This is a genomic window from Proteus appendicitidis (assembly GCF_030271835.1).
Classification (GTDB): domain Bacteria; phylum Pseudomonadota; class Gammaproteobacteria; order Enterobacterales; family Enterobacteriaceae; genus Proteus; species Proteus appendicitidis.
Map to the genome: position 1 here is coordinate 3,016,803 of NZ_CP127389.1, position 23,024 is coordinate 3,039,826.

Here is a 23,024-nt window from a genome sequence, read left to right on the forward strand (position 1 = left end):
CCAAATGAAATAATAATTTCATTTAACTTCAAATAAAGAAAATTAATTTCGCAAGGTTATAATAAAATTAATAAAGAATAAATAAAATAGAGTTTTAAACATCGAATAATTACCTTTAGGTCATTCATTTACTTGGAATTAACTCTATATTTCATTTTAATTACTATTAGCTAAAAACATTCAAATGCCACGCAAAAAACACTACAATTACAATAGTATTTTTATTGAGGGCACTATGTCTACTGCAACAAATCTGAATGAACTACAGGAACAAGTTCGCTCCCGCTATAATGGATTAAGTAAAAGGCTACAGCAGGTTGCACATTATCTACTTGATAATAAAAACAGTGTGGCATTTGATACAATTGCGATCCTTGCAGATAAAGCAAATGTTCCTCCATCGACATTAATTCGTTTTGCCAACGCATTTCATTTCAATGGTTTCAATGAAATGAAACAATTATTTCAAAATCACTTGATGAATGAAATGGTAAATGAAAATGAAAATTTAACTTATAAACAAAAATATAAAGAGGAGCCTCCTAATCTGAATGAGCCGGCCTATATTTTGCAAGAATTTGCACAAGCAAATAGCCATTCATTGCAACAATTGGCAAATCAGACTCACAGAGAAATGTTAAATAAAACATTACAATTACTCGAACACGCTGACACAATTTATATTTGTGGCTTTCATCACTCATTCAGTGCTGCAAGTTACTTTTTTCATGCTCTCTCGCATATCCCTTGTGAGACTGTTTTTGTCAACAGCCTAGGAGGAATGTACAAAGAGCAATTAAGAAATATCACACATCGTGATGTGCTTTTTGGTATTCATTTCCATCCATATTCAGATGAAATGCAAAAAATGTGTGAAATGGCAACTTACAAAGAAGCAAAACAGATTATTGTTACTGATAGTCCAATTAGCCCATTAGCGAGTTTAAGCGATGTTTGTTTAACTGTTAAAGAAGCTCAAATAAAAACCTTTCGTTCTCAAACTTCAACAATGTGTTTGCTACAAGCAATCTCAGTCGCTTTTGCTTTTAGAAAAAAACATTAATCACTTTTTTATCCTAAACTGCATCTTAAGTAAGATGCAGTTTTTTATAAAATAATTATTTAGATACTATTTAATAATTTATAACCGGTGACAAAATATTAAATAGCTTAGTATTTTATTTAAAACTATTTTTAAGAGTAAATACAGAATATTTTATTTGTGATAAAAAAAGTAATCATTTAGCATTAATTTACACCACTAAAGATCATTAAGGGATTAAATTAAATGTTATTTAAAAAATTATTTTTAATTGTTTTCTTATTTCCAAGCTTCTCCTATTCAAATACAGATTTAATAAAAGAAAATAAAGAAGATCCAATAATCGTAAATATTCCTAGTATTTCATTAGGTGATCAAAGTAATGCATCAGGTAACGGTTCAATTGCAATAGGAACAAATAGCCAAGCTAAAAATACACACTCAGTTGCTATTGGTACTAATTCATTAGCAACGGAAGAAAATACAGTATCATTTGGTAATATTGAAAATAAACACACTTCTAGATTAGTTAATGTTAGTGAAGGAAAAAATAATACTGATGCCGTTAACTTTGCTCAAGCTAAAAAGCTGGTTGATAAAAGTAAAATAGTCACAAATAATACCATCAATCAGCTAAAGAGAAGCCTTAGTACAGATATCAATAATCTAAAAACCAATATGAATGATTTTGATAATTATTATAAAAAAAGACAGTCCGAAATCACTGACTCAATTGCAAATTTAGATAAAGAAATTATCGCGTTAGAAAAAAAAGTATTTGCTGGCATAGCTTCATCAGTTGCAATGACAAGCATTCCTTACCTTTCTCATCACACTTTAAGTGGCGGAATTGGCATCAGTAATTATCGAACAGGCACAGCATTTGCTGGAGGTGTTCAATATAAACCCAATAACGATATTGCATTTCGATTAAACTCATCCATTAATAGTGAAAAAGAAATCATTATTGGTGGTGGATTAGCTTATGGTTGGTAAACAATTCTCTTTTCTAGAATCAAATTATTAATAAATAACTTTATAATTAAAGCAGTAATAATTTGATTAATATTACTGCTTCTTTATAAGAAATAATTTTAATTGGCAATAAATAGAAATAAATTACCTAACTAAAATTGATAAATTTAACTTTAGTATTTTTAATATTTTTTTGTAAAACACATTCTTTTTTATATACTAAGATTATAAACTAGAGCAAAAAGGAATAAGAAAATGAATTATATATTTCAAAAAATGACCGCTAAAGATATAAGTGCAGTAGCACTATTATTACAGGCAAATTCTGAATCTCAACAAGGTGGATTACATGGTGAATATCCTCTAAATAAAGTTGAGGCAATGTATCAAAATAGTACTAACGCCATTGTTGCACTTTACCAAGAAAATATTATCGCGGTTGTTTTTAGCTTTCCTGTTACCTCTTTTTCGATCCCTCCAATTGCTCAAGCTATTCATCAACGCTTTCCTGAAATAACACAAGATAATTGGCTTTACGGTCCTGTTTGTATTGATAAATCGCACCGAGGAAAGTCACTATTAAAAGATCTCTACCAAAAGATCTGTTCTTTACATGGTGGACACCCTATCGCATTTATTAATTGCAAAAATATTCGATCATTAAAAGCACATCAAAAATTAGGCATGGAGGTCGTTAAAAACTTTGAGTTTGATGGCACATCTTGGTGGATAGTTAAAGGGTAATGAAAACAAACGAAAGAAAAATACTTACACTTTCTGTTATCCGACTTTCTAGCTAAAAATAGAGGCTTTTAGATATTTTTGCCACCGCCATCACAAAACAAACAATAGCTATATAAATCAACACCATATATAAAATAATGAAAAGTTAATCTATTCTTAACAATATTCCAACTCCTATTTTAGCTGTCAAATTGCTTACAATTTGACACCATTCTGTGATCTCCCTTTCAATTCTTGATCTTTCGTTAACTTACTTTTTGATCTTATACAAAAGTATAAATAAGATAAAAGACACCAATTCGAAAGTAAACGTAAAATAGGAGGAAGCAATGACTGTTTCCCGCAGAACTTTTATCAAAGGACTCGCAGCCAGCGGTGCAGCAATGACTGTTTCTACCCCTGTTATTGCTAATTCAGGGAGTTCAACTTCTAACACGCGATCGCGTCCAGAGGATGCCCCTAACCTATTAATTATTTTCCCAGATGAAATGCGCGCTCATGCATTACAGTTTATGGGGGAAGATCCTTCAATTACACCTAATTTGAATAAATTTGCGAAGCAAGCCAAAGTAATGACGCAGATGGCTTCCAACTATCCTCTTTGTTCTCCATTTCGTGGCATGTTTATGACAGGTCAATACCCAGTTCGTAATGGGATCACGGGAAATGCACATGACTATGGCGGCAAAGTCGGTATTGACTTATCGCCTTATGCAAAATGTTGGTCAGACGTTTTAAAATCTCTCGATTACAGCACAGGCTATATTGGTAAATGGCACCTTGACGCCCCTTACGAACCGTTTATTGAAAGTTACAACAATCCAATGGAAGGTCGCTATTGGAATGAATGGGCGGCACCAGATAGACGCCATGGTTTTGATTTTTGGTATTCTTATGGCACTTATGATTTACATTTAAAACCAATGTATTGGGCAAACGATACCCCTCGAGATAAGCCTATTTACATTGATCAATGGGGACCTGAGCACGAAGCTGATATGGCAATCAAGTTCCTCAAAAATGAAAACAATCAATTTAGAGATAATTCAAAACCATTTGCATTAGTGGTTTCAATGAACCCTCCTCATTCACCTTATGATCAAGTACCGAAAAAGTACCTCGATGCTTATCAAGGTAAAACGTCAAAAGAGCTAAATACACGCCCTAATGTACAATGGGATACTGAATATCAAGAAGGTTATGGACCTCAATATTTCAAAGAATATATGGCAATGGTCAACGGTGTTGATGAACAATTTGGTCGCATCGTAGATGAATTAGAAAAACAAGGTCTTGCAGATAATACTCTTGTCGTTTTCTTCTCTGATCATGGCAGTTGCTTAGGGGCAAATGGGCAAGCAACAAAAAATAATCCTTATGAAGAATCTATGCGAGTTCCTATGATGTTTCGTTTACCGGGTAAAATTAAACCAGGCTCTGACGATGCATTAATGTCAGCACCTGATATTTACCCAACTATCTTAGGGCTACTTGGTTTATCAGAATGGATCCCAGATTCTGTAGAAGGTACTGATCTTGCAGATAGGGTAATCACTGGCAAAGGTGACACAGCAAACTCTCAGCTTTACCTCTTTATTCCTTATGGTGAACCTTCATTCGGTAAACGAGGTGTCAGAACCAAAACTCATACTTTGGTGATAGATAGACAAGATGGACAACCATTAAAATATACTTTATATGACAATGTGAACGATCCATATCAAATGAAAAATATTGCCAAAGATAATATGCCTTTAATTGAGAAATTAATTAAAGAAGAATTAACCCCTTGGTTGGAAAAAACAGGAGATTCTTGGCGCGCCACTGAATTTATTACGGCTACAACCAACAAATTAAATAAAACAATATCGACATGTAAAGAAAAATAATAAAAATATCTGCGCCATAATATTATGGCGCTATATATAAACCCAATTCGCTGATATAAAAAATCCTTTTAATAAAATAAAGGGAAAGATGCCCTACACCTAAAAATTGGCACAAATAAAAGCGAATAAAGAATTGGATATATACCATGAACAAACTTCGTATTGCTCTTTTTTTACCTCTTCTTGGCTTAGGTTTAACTTCTTTTCATTCTCAGGCAGCTAATGTCAATGCTATGTTTTCTTGGGAAACGGCCGATTACGACACCCCAAACAACTATGCTGGTTATCGTGTAGATTTTAATATTAATCCAGATAAGTCTAACTGGTATTTCGATGTTGGTTTTCGTCAACGTGAGCATGACAATAAAAACCGTTATCAGCGTTATGATTTACAGGGTAGCTATCGTTTTAAATTAAATAATGGTTGGATCCAACCTGGTTTAAAAGTACGTCAAGATCTCACTAACTATGATAATGGAAGTCGATTAACTATTGATTTTTATGAATCAAAAACCAATTACCAATTTCCAATTAACAAAGATTGGGTTTTAACGGGTAGTGTTTTATTTGGCTTACAAAAGAAAGAAGACAAACGTAGTAATGGCGTCACAAATACAGATTACTTAGGCTGGGAAATTGAACCAGGCCTACGTTATTTTATCACTCCTAATATTAATACAACCGTTGCTTATTTTGATGGTGGTAAGCAAGCAATACGACATGAAGAATACGACACAAAAGAAACAAACCATAATCAACAATTGCGTATGTATGTAAACTGGACAACCCCAATAGGATTAATTGTTTCTCCATCAATGCGTAAATCTATTTTTGGAAAAATAGAAGATAGAACAAATAAAGGGGATTATATCGAAAAAGATATGACCCGTTATACCCTACAAATGGCTTATCAAATATCACCTCAATGGCGAGTCATGACGGAATATTATAATGAGCGAGTTGAAAATAAAAATGATGGTAGTAAATCAACTCAAGATTATTTCAAAGTTTCATTCCGAGCAACATTCTAATAATTAAAATCATATAATTGTTCATGGAGTTATATTGTGAAAAATAAAAAATTGTTATTTTTGAGCGCTGCTATTTTATCAGCTATTTATGGTTCAGCATGGGCGACAGAATGTGATCCCACTTTAAATATCTGTGAAACCGTTAATGTTAATGATGGTAATAACGCTCAAATAAGTAAAGATGTCACAGTTGCCCAAGGTGATGGTGTTGTATTTAATGGTTCATCAACAGAATATAAAGCCCAAGCAATTACAAAAAATATTACTGTTACTGGTGATGGTGCCAGTGCAATTAAAATAAATCAGGGTGCCTCTTTTAGCAGTAATATCAACTTAAATGGTGCTAACGTGACCAGTGAAAATGGTACAGCCATCTTAGTTGAAGGTGACTTTCCTAAACGAGGTACTGGCGTTTATGTAAGAGACGGTGCCATTATTCGAGGAAAAACAGCGGCTATTGATTTTAGAACGCTCCAAACTGGATTTAGAAGTGATGTAAATGGCGAGATCCACGGTGATATTTTAGGAAATGGTCACGCTGACACTAAAATAAACTTTGCTTATCAAGGTGGCGCTCAAAATGCTTTATTTGATGGATACCAAATCACAGGTGTTCCATTAATTGAAAATCATGGCAATTTAACCATCCAAGGAAAAGATAAAACAATTCATTGGGAAGGTAATTTCCTGAATAAGGAAAATAGTCAGCTTATTTTCCGCCTCGATGATAATACCAATACTGATGACGCTATTCTCCATGTTGATGGTGATGTCACCTTTAAAAAAGGTAGCCAAGCCAAATTAGATTTTAAAGGAACCAGTGTCGATAATATCATTAACAAGGATATCGTATTAATTTCTTCAAATTCAGACATTAAAGACGAAGCGGGTATTACCGTTACTGATGCCAATGCCATTGCACCAGATGTTTCTCCTTTATTAGAAAAAACAGATTCATGGTTAGAAACCACACCGCCAAATATTAGTGGTGGCGTTAGTGGTAATCAATTGGTTGCACGTTATGGCATTAGCTACGAAGGGGGAAATAATTTTATTAGCGCTGCTGAACGCGGCAATGTAAGTGAAAATGGATTAGCAGCAGCAAACTTTGTTATTCCAACCGTATTAAATGAATTTAATAATACGCGTAGTCAAGTTTCAGATGAAGCACTGAGTCTATTAGTTGCGGCTGGAAATGACGATAATAATATTGCCGCATTATCGAATGATTTAGCCCCTATCGCTGACGGTAGTGATATTCAAGCGGGATTAATTATGGTTGAAGATATGCGCAATAATATTTCTCATCGCTATTTACGTTATGACAACCAATTACCAATTGAGGAAAGAGAAGCTGGCTGGAATAGCTGGGCTAATCTACTGTACGGTTACGGTACACAAAGCAATCAAGGTGGCATTAACGGTTACAACACTTACCGTACAGGTATTCAAATAGGTACTGATTACGAAATTAATCAAGATGCTCTTATCGGTGTTTCTTTTGCTTATAACTACGCCAAAGCAGATGCCAAGCAGCGTAATGCAAGTAAAGAAATTAACCATTTTGAATTTATGCCTTATACCGGTTGGTATAGTGACACATTATTCCTAAACGGTAATTTAAATATTGGTTATTACACGGTTGATAGCGAGCGAGATATCGGTGGTAATACCGGATGGCAAGGAAATACCAAAGCAAAAGGTGATTATTCTGGCGTGCAATTAGGCTACCAGATTAATGCTGGAAGCTATTTTGATTTTGATTTCATCCATATAAAACCGATGCTGACTTACCAATATCAATGGCTCAATATTGATTCATGGGAAGAAACGGGTTCAGCGTTATCAATGCGTACTTATGGTCAACGCTATGCTGTCAATCAACTCGGTGGTTCAGTGGCGTTTTGGAATACCTATCAGACCGCTTATGGCAAATTAACACCTACTCTTAATCTGCGTTATATCAAAGATATAGCCGGCGATAATCATGTTGATCAACGTCATAGCCTCACTTATTTTAATACTGGAGGAAGTACCTTTGATATTAAAGGAAACACCGTTGGTGGTGACATTATTAGTGCAGAATTAGGTGCCAATCTCGATATTACTCAATCATTAAATTTAGGCACAACGATGGGATATCAGCGTTATGACAAGTTCAATGAAGGACGCATTGGTTTTACTGTTAGCCAGCGTTTCTAAGGAGAATAAATAATGCCGATATTTCGCTTTACTGCACTTGCCATGACATTGGGGCTACTATCAGCCCCTTATAATGCAATGGCTGCAACAAACAATCCTGCATTTGATCCTAATAATCTGATGCAATCTGAAATATATCATTTTGCCCAAAATAATCCGTTAGCTGATTTCACAACAGATAAAAACTCAACACTGACGTTATCTGACAAACGTAGCATTATGGGAAGCCAATCCCTTTTGTGGAAATGGAAAGGTGGAAGTAGCTTTACTTTGCATAAAAAGCTGATTGTTCCGACAGACAAAGAAGCCTCTAAAGCATGGGGACGTGCATCTACACCTGTTTTATCATTTTGGCTTTATAATGAAAAACCTATTGATGGCTATCTCACTGTTGATTTTGGTGAAAAACTCAACGCCACCAGCGAAGCGCAAGCAGGCTTTAAAGTAAAACTGAATTTTACGGGTTGGCGTGCTGTAGGGCTTTCTCTAAATAACGATCTTGAAAATAGAGAAATGACCTTAAATGCAATGAATACTTCCTCTGATGGCGCTCAAGACAGTATTGGTCGAGCGTTAGGCGCGAATGTTGATAGCATTCGATTTAAAGCCCCGTCTGATGTAGGTCAAGGTGAAATATATATCGATCGTATTATGTTTTCTATCGATGATGCTCGCTATCAATGGTCTGATTATCAAGTGAAAACACGTTTATCAGAGCCTGAGATTGAGTTTCATAACGTGCAACCTCAATTGCCGGTAACGCCCGAAAACTTAGCTGCGATTGATCTTATTCGCCAACGTCTGATTAATGAATTTGTTGGTGGTGAAAAAGAAACAAATCTCGCACTAGAAGAAAACATTAGTAAATTAAAAAGTGATTTTGATGCACTCAATATTCGCATTTTAGCGGATGGTGGAATACAAGGGCGACATCTGATCACAGATAAACAAACTATTATTTATCAGCCAGAGAACCTTAATTCTCAAGATAAGTCGCTTTTTGATAATTACGTTATTTTAGGTAATTACACGACATTAATGTTTAATATCAGCCGTGCCTATGTTCTTGAAAAAGATCCGACACAAAAAGCCCAGTTAAAACAGATGTACTTATTAATGACAAAGCATTTATTAGACCAAGGCTTTGTTAAAGGGAGTGCATTAGTCACAACTCATCACTGGGGATATAGTTCTCGTTGGTGGTATATATCTACATTATTAATGTCTGATGCCTTAAAAGAAGCCAATCTACAAACTCAAGTTTATGATTCATTGCTGTGGTATTCACGAGAGTTTAAAAGTAGTTTTGATATGAAGGTAGGAGCAGATAGTTCAGATTTAGACTATTTCAACACCTTATCCCGTCAGCACTTAGCTTTATTACTGCTAGAGCCAGATGATCAAAAGCGCATCAACTTAATTAATACGTTCAGTCATTACATTACGGGTGCATTAACTCAAGTACCACCAGGCGGTAAAGATGGTTTACGTCCTGATGGTACCGCGTGGCGACATGAAGGTAACTATCCAGGTTACTCTTTCCCAGCCTTTAAAAATGCCTCTCAGCTTATTTATTTACTGCGTGGTACACCTTTTGCTGTCGGTGAAAATGGTTGGAATAACCTGAAAAAAGCCATGGTTTCAGCATGGATCTACAGTAATCCAGAAGTAGGATTACCTTTAGCTGGGCGACATCCGTTTAATTCACCGTCATTAAAATCAGTTGCTCAAGGCTACTACTGGCTTGCGATGTCTGCAAAACCATCACCGGATAAAAAGCTCGCTTCTATTTATCTTGCAATTAGCGATAAAACTCAAAATGAGTCGAGTGCTATTTTTGGAGAAACTATTGCACCCGCGACCTTACCTCAAGGCTTCTATGCCTTTAATGGCGGTGCTTTTGGTATTCATCGCTGGCAAGATAAAATGGTGACACTAAAAGCGTATAACACCAATGTTTGGTCATCTGAAATTTATAACAAAGATAACCGCTATGGTCGTTATCAAAGCCATGGTGTTGCTCAGATAGTCAGCCATGGCTCTCAGCTTTCACAAGGCTATCAACAAGAAGGTTGGGATTGGAATAGAATGCCGGGAGCAACCACTATTCATCTTCCTCTTAAAGAGTTAGACAGCCCTAAACCTCATACATTAATGCAACGTGGAGAGCGTGGATTTAGTGGAACATCTGTCCTTGATGGTAAATATGGCATGATGGCATTTGATCTTATTTACCCTGCTAATCTTGAGCGTTTTGATCCTAACTTTACGGCGAAAAAAACCGTATTAGCGGCAGATAATCATTTAATTTTTGTCGGTAGCAATATTAATAGCAGCGATAAAAATAAAAATGTTGAAACCACCCTATTCCAACATGCGATTACAGCTGAATTAAACGCCATTTGGATTAATGGGCAAAAGATAGAAAGTTTTCCTTATCAAACTACGCTAAAACAAGGGGATTGGATAATTGATAGCAATGGTAATGGTTATCTCATTACTCAAGCAGAAAAAGTCAATATTAGCCGCCAACACCAGATCTCGGCTGAAAATAAAAATCGCCAACCAACGGAAGGAAACTTCAGTTCAGCGTGGATTGATCACAGCCTTCAACCTAAAGACTCCAGCTATGAGTATATGGTCTTTTTAGATGCGACGCCTGAAAAAATGGGAGAGATGGCAGAGAAGTTCCGTGAAAATAATGGGTTATATCAGGTTCTTCGTAAAGATAAAGATGTTCATATTATTTACGATAAACTCAGCAATGTGACGGGATATGCCTTTTATCAATCGGCATCAATTAAAGATAAATGGATCAACAAAGTTGATAAACCCGCAATTGTGATGACTCATCATCAAGGAAATACACTTACTGTCAGTGCCGTTACACCAGATTTAAATATGACACGCCAGAAAGCCGCAACACCTGTCACAATTAATGTCACCGTTAATGGAAAATGGCAGTCTGTGGATAAAAGCGGTGAGGTAAAACATCGCATTTCTGGTGAGAATACCGAACTCACTTTCACCAGTTATTTTGGTATTCCACAAGAAATTAAACTCTCACCTCTCCCTTGATTTAACCTTTAAAGGAACGCGCTTGCGTTCCTTTTTTATTTGCAGGAAATCTGATTATGCTAATAAAAAACCCTTTAGCACATGCCATGGCATTAAGCTTATGTTTATCATTACCCTCACAGGCATTCCCTTCTCTTTCTCATGAAACTTTCGGTGATATTTATCTCTTTGAAAGTGAAATGCCAAATACATTAGTCACTTCAAATAACAATCAATTATCGTTAAGTAAAGAACATGCCAAAGATGGCGTTCAGTCACTCAAGTGGCAATATCAACCACAAGCAACATTAACGCTTAATAATCACGTAAATTATCAGGATGATAAAGATACCGCGACACCACTCACTTTTATGATGTGGATTTATAATGAAAAACCACAATCATCGCCCCTCACATTACAATTCAAACAAAATGATCAAGTGGCATTAAGTTTTGATACTCAACTTAATTTTACTGGATGGCGAGGTATTGCGGTTCCTTTTCATGATATGCAAGGCACTGCAACAGGGAAATTGGATCAATTAGTCATTACAGCACCAAATCAGGCAGGAACGCTCTTTTTCGACCAAATTATTATGAGTGTACCTTTGGACAATCGCTGGGCAGTTCCTGACTATCAAGTACCGTATGTAAATAATGCAGTAAACACCATGGTCAGTAAAAACTGGAGTGCATTACTGATGTACGATCAGAAGTTTAAAGCTCATTATCCTACTCTAAATTTCGATACTGATTTTCATGATGATCAAGTTGAAATGGCATCAATTTATCAGCGTTTTGAGTATTATCAGGGAATTAACAGCGATAAAAAAATCACCTCAGACATGCTAGATAAAAATCTAGCGCTCTGGGAAAAGTTAAAACTAACACAACACCCTGATGGCTCAATAACAGGAAAAGCACTGGATCACCCTAATCGGCAAAACTTTATGAAAGTTGATGGCGTGTTTAGTGAAGAAACGAAAAAAGCATTACTTGATGCCAATATGCTAAGAGATGTAGGTAAAACACTTCTTCAAACTGCCATTTACTTGCGTAGTAATTCCTTGTCAGAGACCGATAGAAAAAAATTAGAAGATCTCTATTTATTAGGAACGCGTTACGTCCTTGAACAAGGTTTTACACGAGGTAGTGGTTATCAAATTATTACTCATGTTGGATATCAAACCAGAGAACTTTTTGATGCATGGTTTATTGGTCGTCATATTCTTGCAAAAAATAAACTTTTAGCACCGACTCAACAAGCGATGATGTGGTACAACGCCACCGGACGAATTTTTGAAAAAGACAATGAGATAGTTGATGCAAACGTTGATATTCTCAACACACAATTACAGTGGATGATAAAAAGCTTACTGATGTTGCCAGATTATCAACAACGCCAACAAGCCTTAGTACAACTGCAAAACTGGCTAAATAAAACCATATTAAGTTCAAAAGGTGTTGCAGGTGGTTTCAAACCTGATGGTTCTATTTTCCACCATTCACAGCATTATCCAGCGTATGCGAAAGATGCTTTTGGTGGTTTAGCCCCTAGTGTTTATGCGCTAAGTGATTCCCCTTTCCGTCTTTCACCTTCAGCTCATGAGCGTTTAAAAGATGTGTTATTAAAAATGCGCATCTACACTAAAGAGACGCAAATTCCCGTGGTATTAAGTGGTCGCCACCCTACTGGATTACATAAAATAGGGGTCGCACCATTTAAATGGATGGCATTAGCCGGTACACCTGATGGCAACCAAAAATTGGATACCACGCTGGCTGCGGCCTATGCAAAATTAGATAACAAAGACAGTTTTGAAGGAATTAAAGCTGAAAATGAACCCACTGGTGCATGGGCGATGAACTATGCTTCGATGGCGATACAGCGTAGAGCCTCTATTCAAGCACCACAACAAAGCTGGCTTGCTATCGCTCGCGGCTTTAGTCGTTATCTTGTTGGTAATGAAAGTTATGAAAATAACAATCGTTATGGGCGCTATTTACAGTATGGTCAGTTGGAAATCGTACCTGCAAACTTAGCACAATCTGGATTTAGCCATGCAGGATGGGATTGGAACCGATATCCAGGTACCACAACAATTCATCTTCCTTATGATGAACTTGAAGCAAAATTAAACCAATTACCGAGTGCAGGTATTGAAGAGATGTTGCTTTCGACGGAAAGTTACTCTGGTGCAAATACATTAAATAATAACAGTATGTTTGCCATGAAATTACATGGTCACAGTAAATATCAACAACAAAGCTTAAGAGCTAATAAATCCTATTTCTTATTTGATAATAGAGTAATTGCGTTAGGATCTGGTATTGAAAATGATGATAAACAACATAGGACAGAAACAACACTATTCCAGTTTGCTGTTCCTAAATTAAAATCAGTGATAATTAATGGCAAAGAGGTTAATCAATTAGGTACTCAATTAACTTTAAATAATGCAGATACTTTAATTGATCCTGCTGGTAATTTATATAAGCTCACTAAAGGACAAACCGTAGAATTTAGTTATCAAAAACAGCATTCTCTTGATGATAGAAATTCAAAACCAACAGAACAACTATTTGCAACAGCAGTGATCTCTCATGGTAACGCACCTAGTAATGCAACTTATGAGTATGCAATAGCGATTGAATCACAAGATAATAAAGCCCCCGAATACACTGTATTGCAACATAATAATCAATTGCATGCGGTAAAAGATAAAATCACCCAAGAAGAAGGATATGCTTTTTTTGAATCGACACAATTAAAATCACCTCAAGCAATATTATTATCAAGTGACTCTCCTGTTATGGTCATGGCTAAAGCTCAAAAACAACAATTAACATTAAGTATTGTTAATCCTGATTTAAATTTATATCAGGGGGTTGAAGCAGATCAAGTTGATAACAAAGGAAATCAGACTGAGGTGAGCGTGTATTCTCGTCAATGGCTTAATTCCGACTCTCAACCAATAAGTAGCACAATTACTGTAAAAGGAATATGGAAATTAGTAACACCGCAGTCTGGTGTTATTATTAAACATCAAGATAATAATACATTGATTACTACAACAACAATACAGGCAACGCCTGTTACTATTAATCTAGTCAAGTAGAATCCATAGTATTTAAATTAAAGAGTCTCGATATAAATTACCGAGGCTCTTTTTTATTATTCACACCCGTTAACGAATCAATTATTTATTTAAAATAACAAAAACAAATCGAATAATTTATTATTGACAATAAATGTGTTGTCTCAACTAAATATTTTGCTATTCTCTGTGTGGGTGCTTGGATCAATCTGGTTCAAGCATTTTGCAAAAGCCAGAAAGAGAAAAGCCCCGATTATGTTATTTAACATTAACCGAGGCCGACTCAAAAACCTACAATTTGATTCTGCCTCCATTTTTATCGGAGTGCAAGAGGAAATGAAGAAATATTCTTTAATCGGGCTAATGATCGTCACTATGATAATCCCCAGTAACGTATTATTGGAGAGTACATTTTTTGTTTATTCATACCCAATAATGGATATTTAATGATTCAGGTTAATATATCTTTTAATTTATATTAATCTTGTGGGGGATAATTTCCCCCACAGTTTCCTTTTTCAATGATTGTGTGTTTATCTAAGCACCCTAATTTACAATAAGAGGTAACAGATCACTGTTACCTCTTATTTTATTGAGAACTCAAATTAACGAATCAATTATTTATTTAAAATAACAAAAACAAATCGAATAATTTATTATTGATAATAAATGTGTTGTCTCAACTAAATATTTTGTTATTCTCTGTGCGGGTGCTTGGATCAATCTGGTTCAAGCATTTTGCAAAAGCCAGAAAGAGAAAAGCCCCGATTATGTTATTTAACATTAACCGAGGCCGACTCAAATACACACAATTTGATTCTGCCTCCATTTTTATCGGAGTGCAAGAGGAAATGAAGAAATATTCTTTAATCGGGCTAATGATCGTCACTATGATAATCCCCAGTAACGTATTATTGGAGAGTACATTTTTTGTTTATTCATACCCAATAATGGATATTTAATGATTCAGGTTAATATATCTTTTAATTTATATTAATCTTGTGGGGGATAATTTCCCCCACAGTTTCCTTTTTCAATGATTGTGTGTTTATCTAAGCACCCTAATTTACAATAAGAGGTAACAGATCACTGTTACCTCTTATTTTATTGAGAACTCAAATTAACGAATCAATTATTTATTTAAAATAACAAAAACAAATCGAATAATTTATTATTGATAATAAATGTGTTGTCTCAACTAAATATTTTGTTATTCTCTGTGCGGGTGCTTGGATCAATCTGGTTCAAGCATTTTGCAAAAGCCAGAAAGAGAAAAGCCCCGATTATGTTATTTAACATTAACCGAGGCCGACTCAAATACACACAATTTGATTCTGCCTCCATTTTTATCGGAGTGCAAGAGGAAATGAAGAAATATTCTTTAATCGGGCTAATGATCGTCACTATGATAATCCCCAGTAACGTATTATTGGAGAGTACATTTTTTGTTTATTCATACCCAATAATGGATATTTAATGATTCAGGTTAATATATCTTTTAATTTATATTAATCTTGTGGGGGATAATTTCCCCCACAGTTTCCTTTTTCAATGATTGTGTGTTTATCTAAGCACCCTAATTTACAATAAGAGGTAACAGATCACTGTTACCTCTTATTTTATTGAGAACTCAAATTAACGAATCAATTATTTATTTAAAATAACAAAAACAAATCGAATAATTTATTATTGATAATAAATGTGTTGTCTCAACTAAATATTTTGTTATTCTCTGTGCGGGTGCTTGGATCAATCTGGTTCAAGCATTTTGCAAAAGCCAGAAAGAGAAAAGCCCCGATTATGTTATTTAACATTAACCGAGGCCGACTCAAACAAAGACAATTTGATTCTGCCTCCATTTTTATCGGAGTGCAAGAGGAAATGAAGAAATATTCTTTAATCGGGCTAATAATCGTCACTATGATAATCCCCAGTAACGTATTATTGGAGAGTACATTTTTTGTTTATTCATACCCAATAATGGATATTTAATGATTCAGGTTAATATATCTTTTAGTTTATATTAATCTTGTGGGGGATAATTCCCCCACAGTTTCCTTTTTCAATGATTGTATGTTTATCTAAGCACCCTAATTTACAATAAGAGGTAACAGATTGCTGTTACCTCTTATTATTATATTAAATATAAAAAAGCCGACCCCTATTTTAGTCGGCATCCTAGATAGGAAAATATTGCGTGAAAGGCATATAAAGCGCAAGAAAAATAACAAAGCGTCAATATCAAAGTTCTAGCAATTTTATAAAAGATTTAAAACTTCACTTCCTGCTAATAAATAAGCACCCGCACCATAATCCATATTATGTTCGAACTTCACTTCACGAGGGTTAAATGCTGGAAGTTGAACCCAACCTATCATGCCATTATCATGAATACAGGTTTGTAATGCTGACCATGCTCTGTTTAATGCAGGGAAATACACCTCTTTCTCTAATATTCCCTGATTAATTCCCCATGCAAGCCCATAACAGAATAGCGCTGTTGCTGAACTTTCTGGTGCAGGAAAATTATTAGGATCGAGTAAACTGGTTCGCCAAAAACCATCTTTATGTTGATAATCTAATATGGATGTCGCTAATTCTTTAAACAGTGCAATATAACGTTCACGTCCATGATAATCATCAGGCATATATTGAAGAATACGAGGAACAGAAGCTAAAACCCAACCAATACCACGGCTCCAGAATACTTTTTCACCGTTAGCTTCACGCATTTCATTTCCTTGACCATCAGGAATATAGCGATGATCGCGGTAAATTAACTTAGTTTCAGGATCACGCAAATGGTCAATCGCATCCCAATAAGCCGTGTGCATGTAATCCAAATAACGCCGTTCATTGGTAATTTCAGCCAAAGCAGCAAAACCAGGCGGTGCCATAAAGAGAGCATCACACCACCACCAGTCCTCACGACCCTGCTTAGGATCATCAAGCATGATGTCAAATGCTTTAATGGTTGGCTCAAGAATTTCAGATTGTTCAAAAAGCGGGCTTACTGCAAGGTAAGCTTGTACACAAACATGATCGTCCGCAAAACGAGCATTAGGCCCAGTTCTAAACCCTGTATGCAACGTATAATTCAACACACCATTAAGATACTCTTCGTCTTGCGTTGCCTGCCATGCAGCACTTACGCAACTCCATAAAACACCGCGCTCCCAATCCGTATCCTTTATAAAACGGGTTTTACCACTACGGCGGAGAACACTGCGAACTTGGTTAGCCGATTGGTAACGATACACTCGCTTCATATTTTGCAATACGATATCTTTTTGCAAAGCCTCTGCATTAGCATGTTCCATCCTATTTCTCCATGAAATTAACGAGCTAACCAACCACCATCAACTGCAATTGTGTATCCATTAACATAATCACTGGCTTTAGAGGCTAAGAAAATCGCAGGACCTGCAACATCTTCAGGGGTTCCCCAACGTCCAGCAGGAATACGTTCTAAAATAGCGGCATTACGTGCATCATCAGCACGTAAAGCAGCCGTGTTATCTGTTGCCATATAGCCTGGAGCAATCGCATTTACATTAATATTATATTGAGATAATTCAGTCGCTAACGCACGAGTTAACCCCATCACCGCAGATTTACTTGCTGTGTAAGAAGGCACACGAATACCACCTTGATAAGAGAGCATAGAGGCAATATTAATGATTTTGCCGCCCTCTCCTTGTTTCACAAATTGGCGAGCAACTTTTTGTGATAAGAAAAACAGTGTTTTCTGGTTAATATCGATAACATCATCCCAATCTTTTTCACTAAATTCCAAAAGATCTTCTCGACGAATAATACCTGCATTATTCACTAAAATATCAATACGCCCCATAACAGAAACGGCTTCATCCACCAGCGCTTGTAATCCATCTTGTTTCATTAAATTTTGCGTAATGTAATGAAAACGACGCCCCAAGGCTTCGACTTGCTGACGTGTTTCGGGTGCATCTTGAATACCGACGCCTACAATATCAGCCCCAGCTTGCGCTAAACCAACGGCCATCCCTTGACCTAGCCCTGTATTACAACCCGTCACAATGGCAACTTTGCCACTTAAATCAAATAAATTCATATCAGTAACCTCTCAGATGTGACCTTATGGCCACATCTTTTTTATCTGTAGGGTAAGAAAAATGTGACTATTCGTAGTTATTTCAGTAATAGTTACTTCAGTAGTAGCTATTTCAGATCTTTCATTGCGACATGATCCATATCGTGGAATACCTGATTTTCACCGACCATTCCCCAAATAAAGGTATAAGATGCAGACCCCACACCCGAATGGATTGACCAACTAGGGCTAATCACCGCTTGTTCATTACGGACCACTAAATGACGGGTTTCTGTTGGCTCTCCCATATAATGGAAAACGACATTGTCATCTTTCATATCAAAATAGAGATAAACTTCCATACGGCGTTCATGGGTATGGCATGGCATGGTATTCCATAAACTACCTGGCTCCAGAACGGTCATACCCATTGATAATTGACATGTTGGTAGAACTGAAGGGTGTAAGAATTTATAGATAGTACGAACGTTGCAGTTTTCTACATTACCAATTTTTTCTGGCGAAGCTTGTTGTTGCGTAATTTTACGCGTTGGATAAGTATGATGAGCAGGCGCACAATTCATATAAAAACGCGCTGGCGTTTCTACAGAATCACTGGTGAACTCAACAGATTTAGCGCCCATTCCGATATAAATGGCTTCACGAGGAGCAATCTCAAACACTTCTCCATCAACGATTACTTTACCTGCACCACCAATATTAATGGCACCTAATTCACGTCTTTCCAAAAAGAAATCAACGCCTAATGCTTTACCCGCCATTAATGCTAAAGGTTGTGTTGTAGGAACAATACCGCCAACAATAATACGATCTATATGGCTATAAGTGAGATTCATTTCCCCTTCACAGAATAGGTTCTCAATCAGGAACTCCTTACGAAGCCCTTCTGTATCAAGCCTTTTAGCGTGTTCACTATGAATTGGCTGACGAATTTCCATTATAAATACCTCATTTTTACTGATGGGAGCATAAGCCCAAAGGCTATGCATTTTCCCTGGATACAGAGTAAATATGATTTCCTCTGATGAATGTATCGGTGAGATGAAAACGCTCATCCACCACAGCAAAGCTGGCTTGTCGCCCCGCTTTGATATAACCCAATTGATCGCCGATACCGAGATATTCGGCAGGAATTGCACTCGCCATTTGTACCGCTTCCCATTCAGGTACATGCGCTAGTTGCACCATATTTCGCAATGCGCTATCTAGGCTACAAGTGCTTCCCGCCAAAGAGCCGTCTGCGGTTTTTGCCTGCCCCTGAATCACACTGACTGTTTGTGCGCCCAGTGTGTAATCACCATCAGGCAAACCGCCTGCACGCATACAATCAGTAATTAAGGCGAGCTGTTGATATCCTTTCATGCGATACGCCAATTGCATCATGACTGGATGTACATGAATGCCATCAGCAATAAGTTCAGCCAATACATTGTGATACAGCACTGCACCACAACATCCTGGCTCTCGATGGTGAAGCCCTGTCATTCCGTTATATAAATGCACGCCACAATCAGCACCATGCAAAAATGCATCTGAAGTTTGCTCATAAGTCGCCGCGGTATGCGCCACACTTGGCTTAATACCTCGCTTGACCAACCAATCAATCGCCTCCATAGAGCCTTCTGCTTCAGGAGCAACAGCAACACGCAATAGGGTATCTCCCGCACTTTCGAGTAATGTTTCTAGCTCTGAAATTGTTGGTGCTTTGAGATATTTCACGGGGTGAGAGCCTCTATGGCGCTCTGTAAAATAAGGTCCCTCTAAAAAACTGCCAAGTAATGATGCCCCTGATGTTTGTGGCGTTGATAAGAACGCCCGTACTTGTGATAATGCTTGGCGAATATCATTCATAGGCGCTGTTACTGTTGTACCAACCCATGCAACTACGCCTGTTTTCACAAGTGCATCCGCAATGGTTTGTAACCCTTGTTGAGTGGCATCCATTACATCAGCGCCTTCACGTCCATGAATATGAATATCCACAAAACCGGGTAATAATGATTTCCCTTTTAGACGAATGATGGGGCAATCTGTTGGCGCTTGCGTGGTGATAGACTCAATATTTTCGCCCTCAACACAGACATAGTTGAGATAGCGAATACCTTCTGGCGTAAAAGTTCTATCTGCCAAAATAGCGTATCGTTGATTCATAAGCCGTCTTCTTCTTCAGCATCATTGCTGTCTATTTGGGCCAATTGCTCGCGAATATCTTGAATACTGTCTTGACCAATTTCACGCAGCGTTTGCACGAGTTCCGAGGTTGAACATCCTTCTCGTTCAAAAGCCGCATTCACAATCATTGGTAGATTTACACCCGCTAACACTTCAACAGCCGGATTTTGCATCATAATTGCCATTGCACGATTACAAGGGGTTCCACCGGGTAAATCCGTTAAAAAGAGATATTGCTGACATGACATTGAATCGATCGCTTCACGCATTTTTTCTTCAAGCTCATCAGGAGAGATTGACTCAACAAAATCGATAAACGCGATATCGTCTTGTTCGCCTGCAATAGCCTTTACAGCAGAAGCCATGCCTGAGGCAAAATTAAGATGTCCAGAAACAATAAGACCTATCATGAGTGACTCCTTGCGGGCAGCAGAAGGCTCTCCTGCCCGTTTATAGCAAGTTAATAATGTATTTCGACTGACAATAACGACGGTGAAAAAGGCTCTCTGTTATAAGAATCCTAATACGTGACCGATAACGCCAAAGGCTAAGGTTGAGAAAATCAATACCGGAGGCTTACCCCAAAAACCGGTGCTTTTAACCATTTTGTACATCAGGAAAACTAAGCACAGAGGCAGTAAATTCGGCATAATTTTGTCAAAGAGCGCGGTTTGCAATTCAACCACCTTACCTCCCAGCTCTAGCGAGGCGGTGGTTTGCACCTTGATAAAGGTCGCGGAGAGCGCACCGATGACAAAGATCCCCATAATGTTGGCGGCTTTAGCCAGTTTTTCAGTGGCATCGCTCATATTGACCATTGCCGCCGTACCTGCGCGATAGCCCATAAACATCAGCCCGAAATACACTAAAAAGTGCACAATTTGGTATAAAAAGAAGAAAACAAAAGGCCCTGCAATTGATCCTTCCATTGCAATAGAAGCACCTAATGCTAATGTCAGAGGCATTAAAGTCATATGGTCGATAGCATCACCAATGCCCCCAGTCGGCCCCATGCCTGCTACTTTCATTACGTTAACTGTGGAAGGCTTCTCTTTGTTTTCTTCCATTGCAACAGCTGTTCCTAATAGGAAGGTAAACAGCTTTGGACTTGCATTAAAAAACTGCAGATGATTTTTTAATGATGTTGCATAGTCACGCTTATTATTTCCGTGGATTTTTTTCAATGCTGGAATAATTGAGAACGCAAATCCACCACCTTGCATACGTTCAAAGTTGAAGTTACCTTCCATAAACAAGCCGCGGAACGCACACTTCCAGAGATCGCCCTTAGTGATAACTTTTCTGACAGTGGTATCTTGGTATTCATCAATGCCATCAATCAAAGAACCCGTTTCTGGTTTATCCTGCGTTTTCAATGCGGTGCTGTTATCAGATACCATCTTCGAAATCCTCATTCTGCTGACTTGAATTTTTGTTATTACCACTAAAGAAGAAGTAAAGTGCTGCGGCTGATGCGCCTAAAATAGCAACCGCCATAATTGGAAGTTTTAGATAAGTCGTCATCACGAAGCCAATAAAGAACACACCCGCCACTTCTTTTGACCACATGATTTTTAGCAACATGGCGAAACCAATTGCAGGAACCATTTTCGCGCCAATTCCTAAGCCTTCGAGTAAGACTTTTGGTGTATTTTCATCAATCCATTGAGCGGCATGTTCACCGAAATAAACCGTCACAAAAGCAACCAAAGCATAGAGTAATGAACGCACCGTAATCGTGATGATCAGTAGCCGCGAAACACCTGCTGCATCGGCTCTTTCTGCGTATCTATCTGCTTTTCCCATGGTGAAAGCGGTCACAGCAAAGAAACCAATCACGAGCATTTGCATTAACACAGCAATAGGCATCCCAATTCCCATTGCAACTTCTGGTGATTGGTTTGTCATTACAGCAAAAGCAACCGCGGCGATCGTCCCTAATGTCACATCAGGTGGTTGCGCGCCAGCATTAGGAACAAGCCCTAACCATGCAAGTTCTAAGGTTGCACCTGCAATCAATCCAACCTGCATATCCCCCATAATCAGACCCACAACAGGTCCTGTGATTAATGGTCGGTGAATATTTAATGCAACGTCATACTTGTCTATACCGCAAAAGAAGGCCCATAAAGCCACTAAAGAAGCTTCAAAAATCATAAATAATCCTCAAACCTGCTAATGCAGGTTTTTTGTTCAGGAAATTATCAGGCTGATGCGAGTGCTAACACATCAACAGGTGTCTGATCGGGGGTATTTTGAATTGTGCAAGTCACACCATTTGCAACGAGCCGTTTAAATGCATCAATGTCTATTTCATTGACTGACACGGTTTTCGCGATTTGGCGTTTCCCTTCATGAAAATGCATATTGCCAACATTACAATGCGTAATAGGCACGCCCCCTTCGACTAAACGGGCAACATCTGTCGGGTTATTACACAAAACAAAAATTTTCTGACGAGGAGATGCTTTACTAATAACATCAATGGTTTTTTGAATAGAGAAGAAGCGAACAGCATATTCACCACCAGCGGATGCCTTCATTCCAGCTTGCATAAATGCGGCATTGGGGCCTTCTGCTGCGTCATCATTAGCCACTAAAATCAGGTTTGCTTCAGTATGTTTACCCCATGTAATGCGGATTTGACCATGGAGTAAACGTTCATCAATGCGGGTCCAGACAATATTCGGTGTGTTCATGATTAGCTCTCTTATTATATTT

At 37.4% G+C, this 23,024-nt stretch carries 16 protein-coding genes; 8 read left to right on the forward strand and 8 right to left on the reverse strand.

The genetic code is table 11. The features are described from left to right. Nucleotides 1–235 precede the first annotated feature (235 nt). From QQS39_RS14070 to QQS39_RS14105, 8 genes are all read left to right on the forward strand, one after another. Nucleotides 236–1,063, forward strand: coding sequence for a MurR/RpiR family transcriptional regulator (locus QQS39_RS14070; protein WP_069367652.1), 828 nt, complete (start codon nucleotides 236–238; stop codon nucleotides 1,061–1,063). Between the two features lie 225 nt (nucleotides 1,064–1,288). Continuing rightward, complete coding sequence (locus QQS39_RS14075) at nucleotides 1,289–2,038, forward strand: YadA-like family protein (protein ID WP_285804747.1); 750 nt, start codon at nucleotides 1,289–1,291, stop codon at nucleotides 2,036–2,038. 234 nt (nucleotides 2,039–2,272) lie between these two features. After that, the gene (locus tag QQS39_RS14080) at nucleotides 2,273–2,761 is read left to right on the forward strand and encodes an N-acetyltransferase (RefSeq protein WP_285804748.1); all 489 of its coding nucleotides are present in this window, start codon (nucleotides 2,273–2,275) and stop codon (nucleotides 2,759–2,761) included. A gap of 329 nt (nucleotides 2,762–3,090) precedes the next feature. After that, on the forward strand, nucleotides 3,091–4,650 hold the full coding sequence (locus tag QQS39_RS14085) for a sulfatase-like hydrolase/transferase (RefSeq protein ID WP_285804749.1): 1,560 nt from the start codon (nucleotides 3,091–3,093) through the stop codon (nucleotides 4,648–4,650). A 146-nt stretch (nucleotides 4,651–4,796) separates the two neighbouring features. Further along, nucleotides 4,797–5,681 carry an OmpG porin family protein gene (locus tag QQS39_RS14090; protein ID WP_151435791.1) on the forward strand — a complete coding sequence of 295 codons (885 nt, stop codon included), beginning with the start codon at nucleotides 4,797–4,799 and terminating at the stop codon, nucleotides 5,679–5,681. A 36-nt stretch (nucleotides 5,682–5,717) separates the two neighbouring features. After that, on the forward strand, nucleotides 5,718–7,883 hold the full coding sequence (locus QQS39_RS14095; RefSeq protein WP_285804750.1) for an autotransporter family protein: 2,166 nt from the start codon (nucleotides 5,718–5,720) through the stop codon (nucleotides 7,881–7,883). 12 nt (nucleotides 7,884–7,895) lie between these two features. Next, on the forward strand, nucleotides 7,896–10,961 hold the full coding sequence (locus QQS39_RS14100; protein ID WP_285804751.1) for a chondroitinase family polysaccharide lyase: 3,066 nt from the start codon (nucleotides 7,896–7,898) through the stop codon (nucleotides 10,959–10,961). 56 nt (nucleotides 10,962–11,017) lie between these two features. After that, nucleotides 11,018–14,059 carry a chondroitinase family polysaccharide lyase gene (locus QQS39_RS14105; protein WP_285804752.1) on the forward strand — a complete coding sequence of 1,014 codons (3,042 nt, stop codon included), beginning with the start codon at nucleotides 11,018–11,020 and terminating at the stop codon, nucleotides 14,057–14,059. Nucleotides 14,060–16,296: 2,237 nt separating this feature from the next. Here the strand turns inward: QQS39_RS14105 and QQS39_RS14110 are convergent. From QQS39_RS14110 to agaV, 8 genes are all read right to left on the reverse strand, one after another. Beyond that, complete coding sequence (locus tag QQS39_RS14110) at nucleotides 16,297–17,358, reverse strand: glycoside hydrolase family 88/105 protein (protein ID WP_285804753.1); 1,062 nt, start codon at nucleotides 17,356–17,358, stop codon at nucleotides 16,297–16,299. Nucleotides 17,359–17,375: 17 nt separating this feature from the next. Beyond that, the gene (gene kduD, locus QQS39_RS14115) at nucleotides 17,376–18,131 is read right to left on the reverse strand and encodes a 2-dehydro-3-deoxy-D-gluconate 5-dehydrogenase KduD (RefSeq protein ID WP_151435797.1); all 756 of its coding nucleotides are present in this window, start codon (nucleotides 18,129–18,131) and stop codon (nucleotides 17,376–17,378) included. A 107-nt stretch (nucleotides 18,132–18,238) separates the two neighbouring features. Beyond that, nucleotides 18,239–19,069 (reverse strand): 5-dehydro-4-deoxy-D-glucuronate isomerase, encoded by an 831-nt coding sequence (kduI, locus tag QQS39_RS14120; RefSeq protein WP_151435798.1) that lies wholly within the window; start codon nucleotides 19,067–19,069, stop codon nucleotides 18,239–18,241. 43 nt (nucleotides 19,070–19,112) lie between these two features. Next, the gene (gene nagA, locus QQS39_RS14125) at nucleotides 19,113–20,282 is read right to left on the reverse strand and encodes an N-acetylglucosamine-6-phosphate deacetylase (RefSeq protein WP_151435799.1); all 1,170 of its coding nucleotides are present in this window, start codon (nucleotides 20,280–20,282) and stop codon (nucleotides 19,113–19,115) included. Beyond that, nucleotides 20,279–20,713 carry a PTS galactosamine/N-acetylgalactosamine transporter subunit IIA gene (gene agaF, locus QQS39_RS14130; protein ID WP_151435800.1) on the reverse strand — a complete coding sequence of 145 codons (435 nt, stop codon included), beginning with the start codon at nucleotides 20,711–20,713 and terminating at the stop codon, nucleotides 20,279–20,281. The genes nagA and agaF overlap by 4 nt, the downstream gene beginning before the upstream one ends. A 99-nt stretch (nucleotides 20,714–20,812) precedes the next feature. Further along, entirely contained in the window at nucleotides 20,813–21,703 is an 891-nt protein-coding gene (locus QQS39_RS14135; RefSeq protein ID WP_109371240.1) for a PTS system mannose/fructose/sorbose family transporter subunit IID, read from the reverse strand. Beyond that, nucleotides 21,693–22,460 carry a PTS N-acetylgalactosamine transporter subunit IIC gene (gene agaW / locus QQS39_RS14140; protein WP_023581441.1) on the reverse strand — a complete coding sequence of 256 codons (768 nt, stop codon included), beginning with the start codon at nucleotides 22,458–22,460 and terminating at the stop codon, nucleotides 21,693–21,695. Before agaW ends, QQS39_RS14135 begins: the two co-directional genes overlap by 11 nt. A gap of 47 nt (nucleotides 22,461–22,507) precedes the next feature. Then, on the reverse strand, nucleotides 22,508–23,002 hold the full coding sequence (agaV, locus tag QQS39_RS14145) for a PTS N-acetylgalactosamine transporter subunit IIB (protein WP_151435801.1): 495 nt from the start codon (nucleotides 23,000–23,002) through the stop codon (nucleotides 22,508–22,510). Nucleotides 23,003–23,024 lie beyond the last annotated feature (22 nt).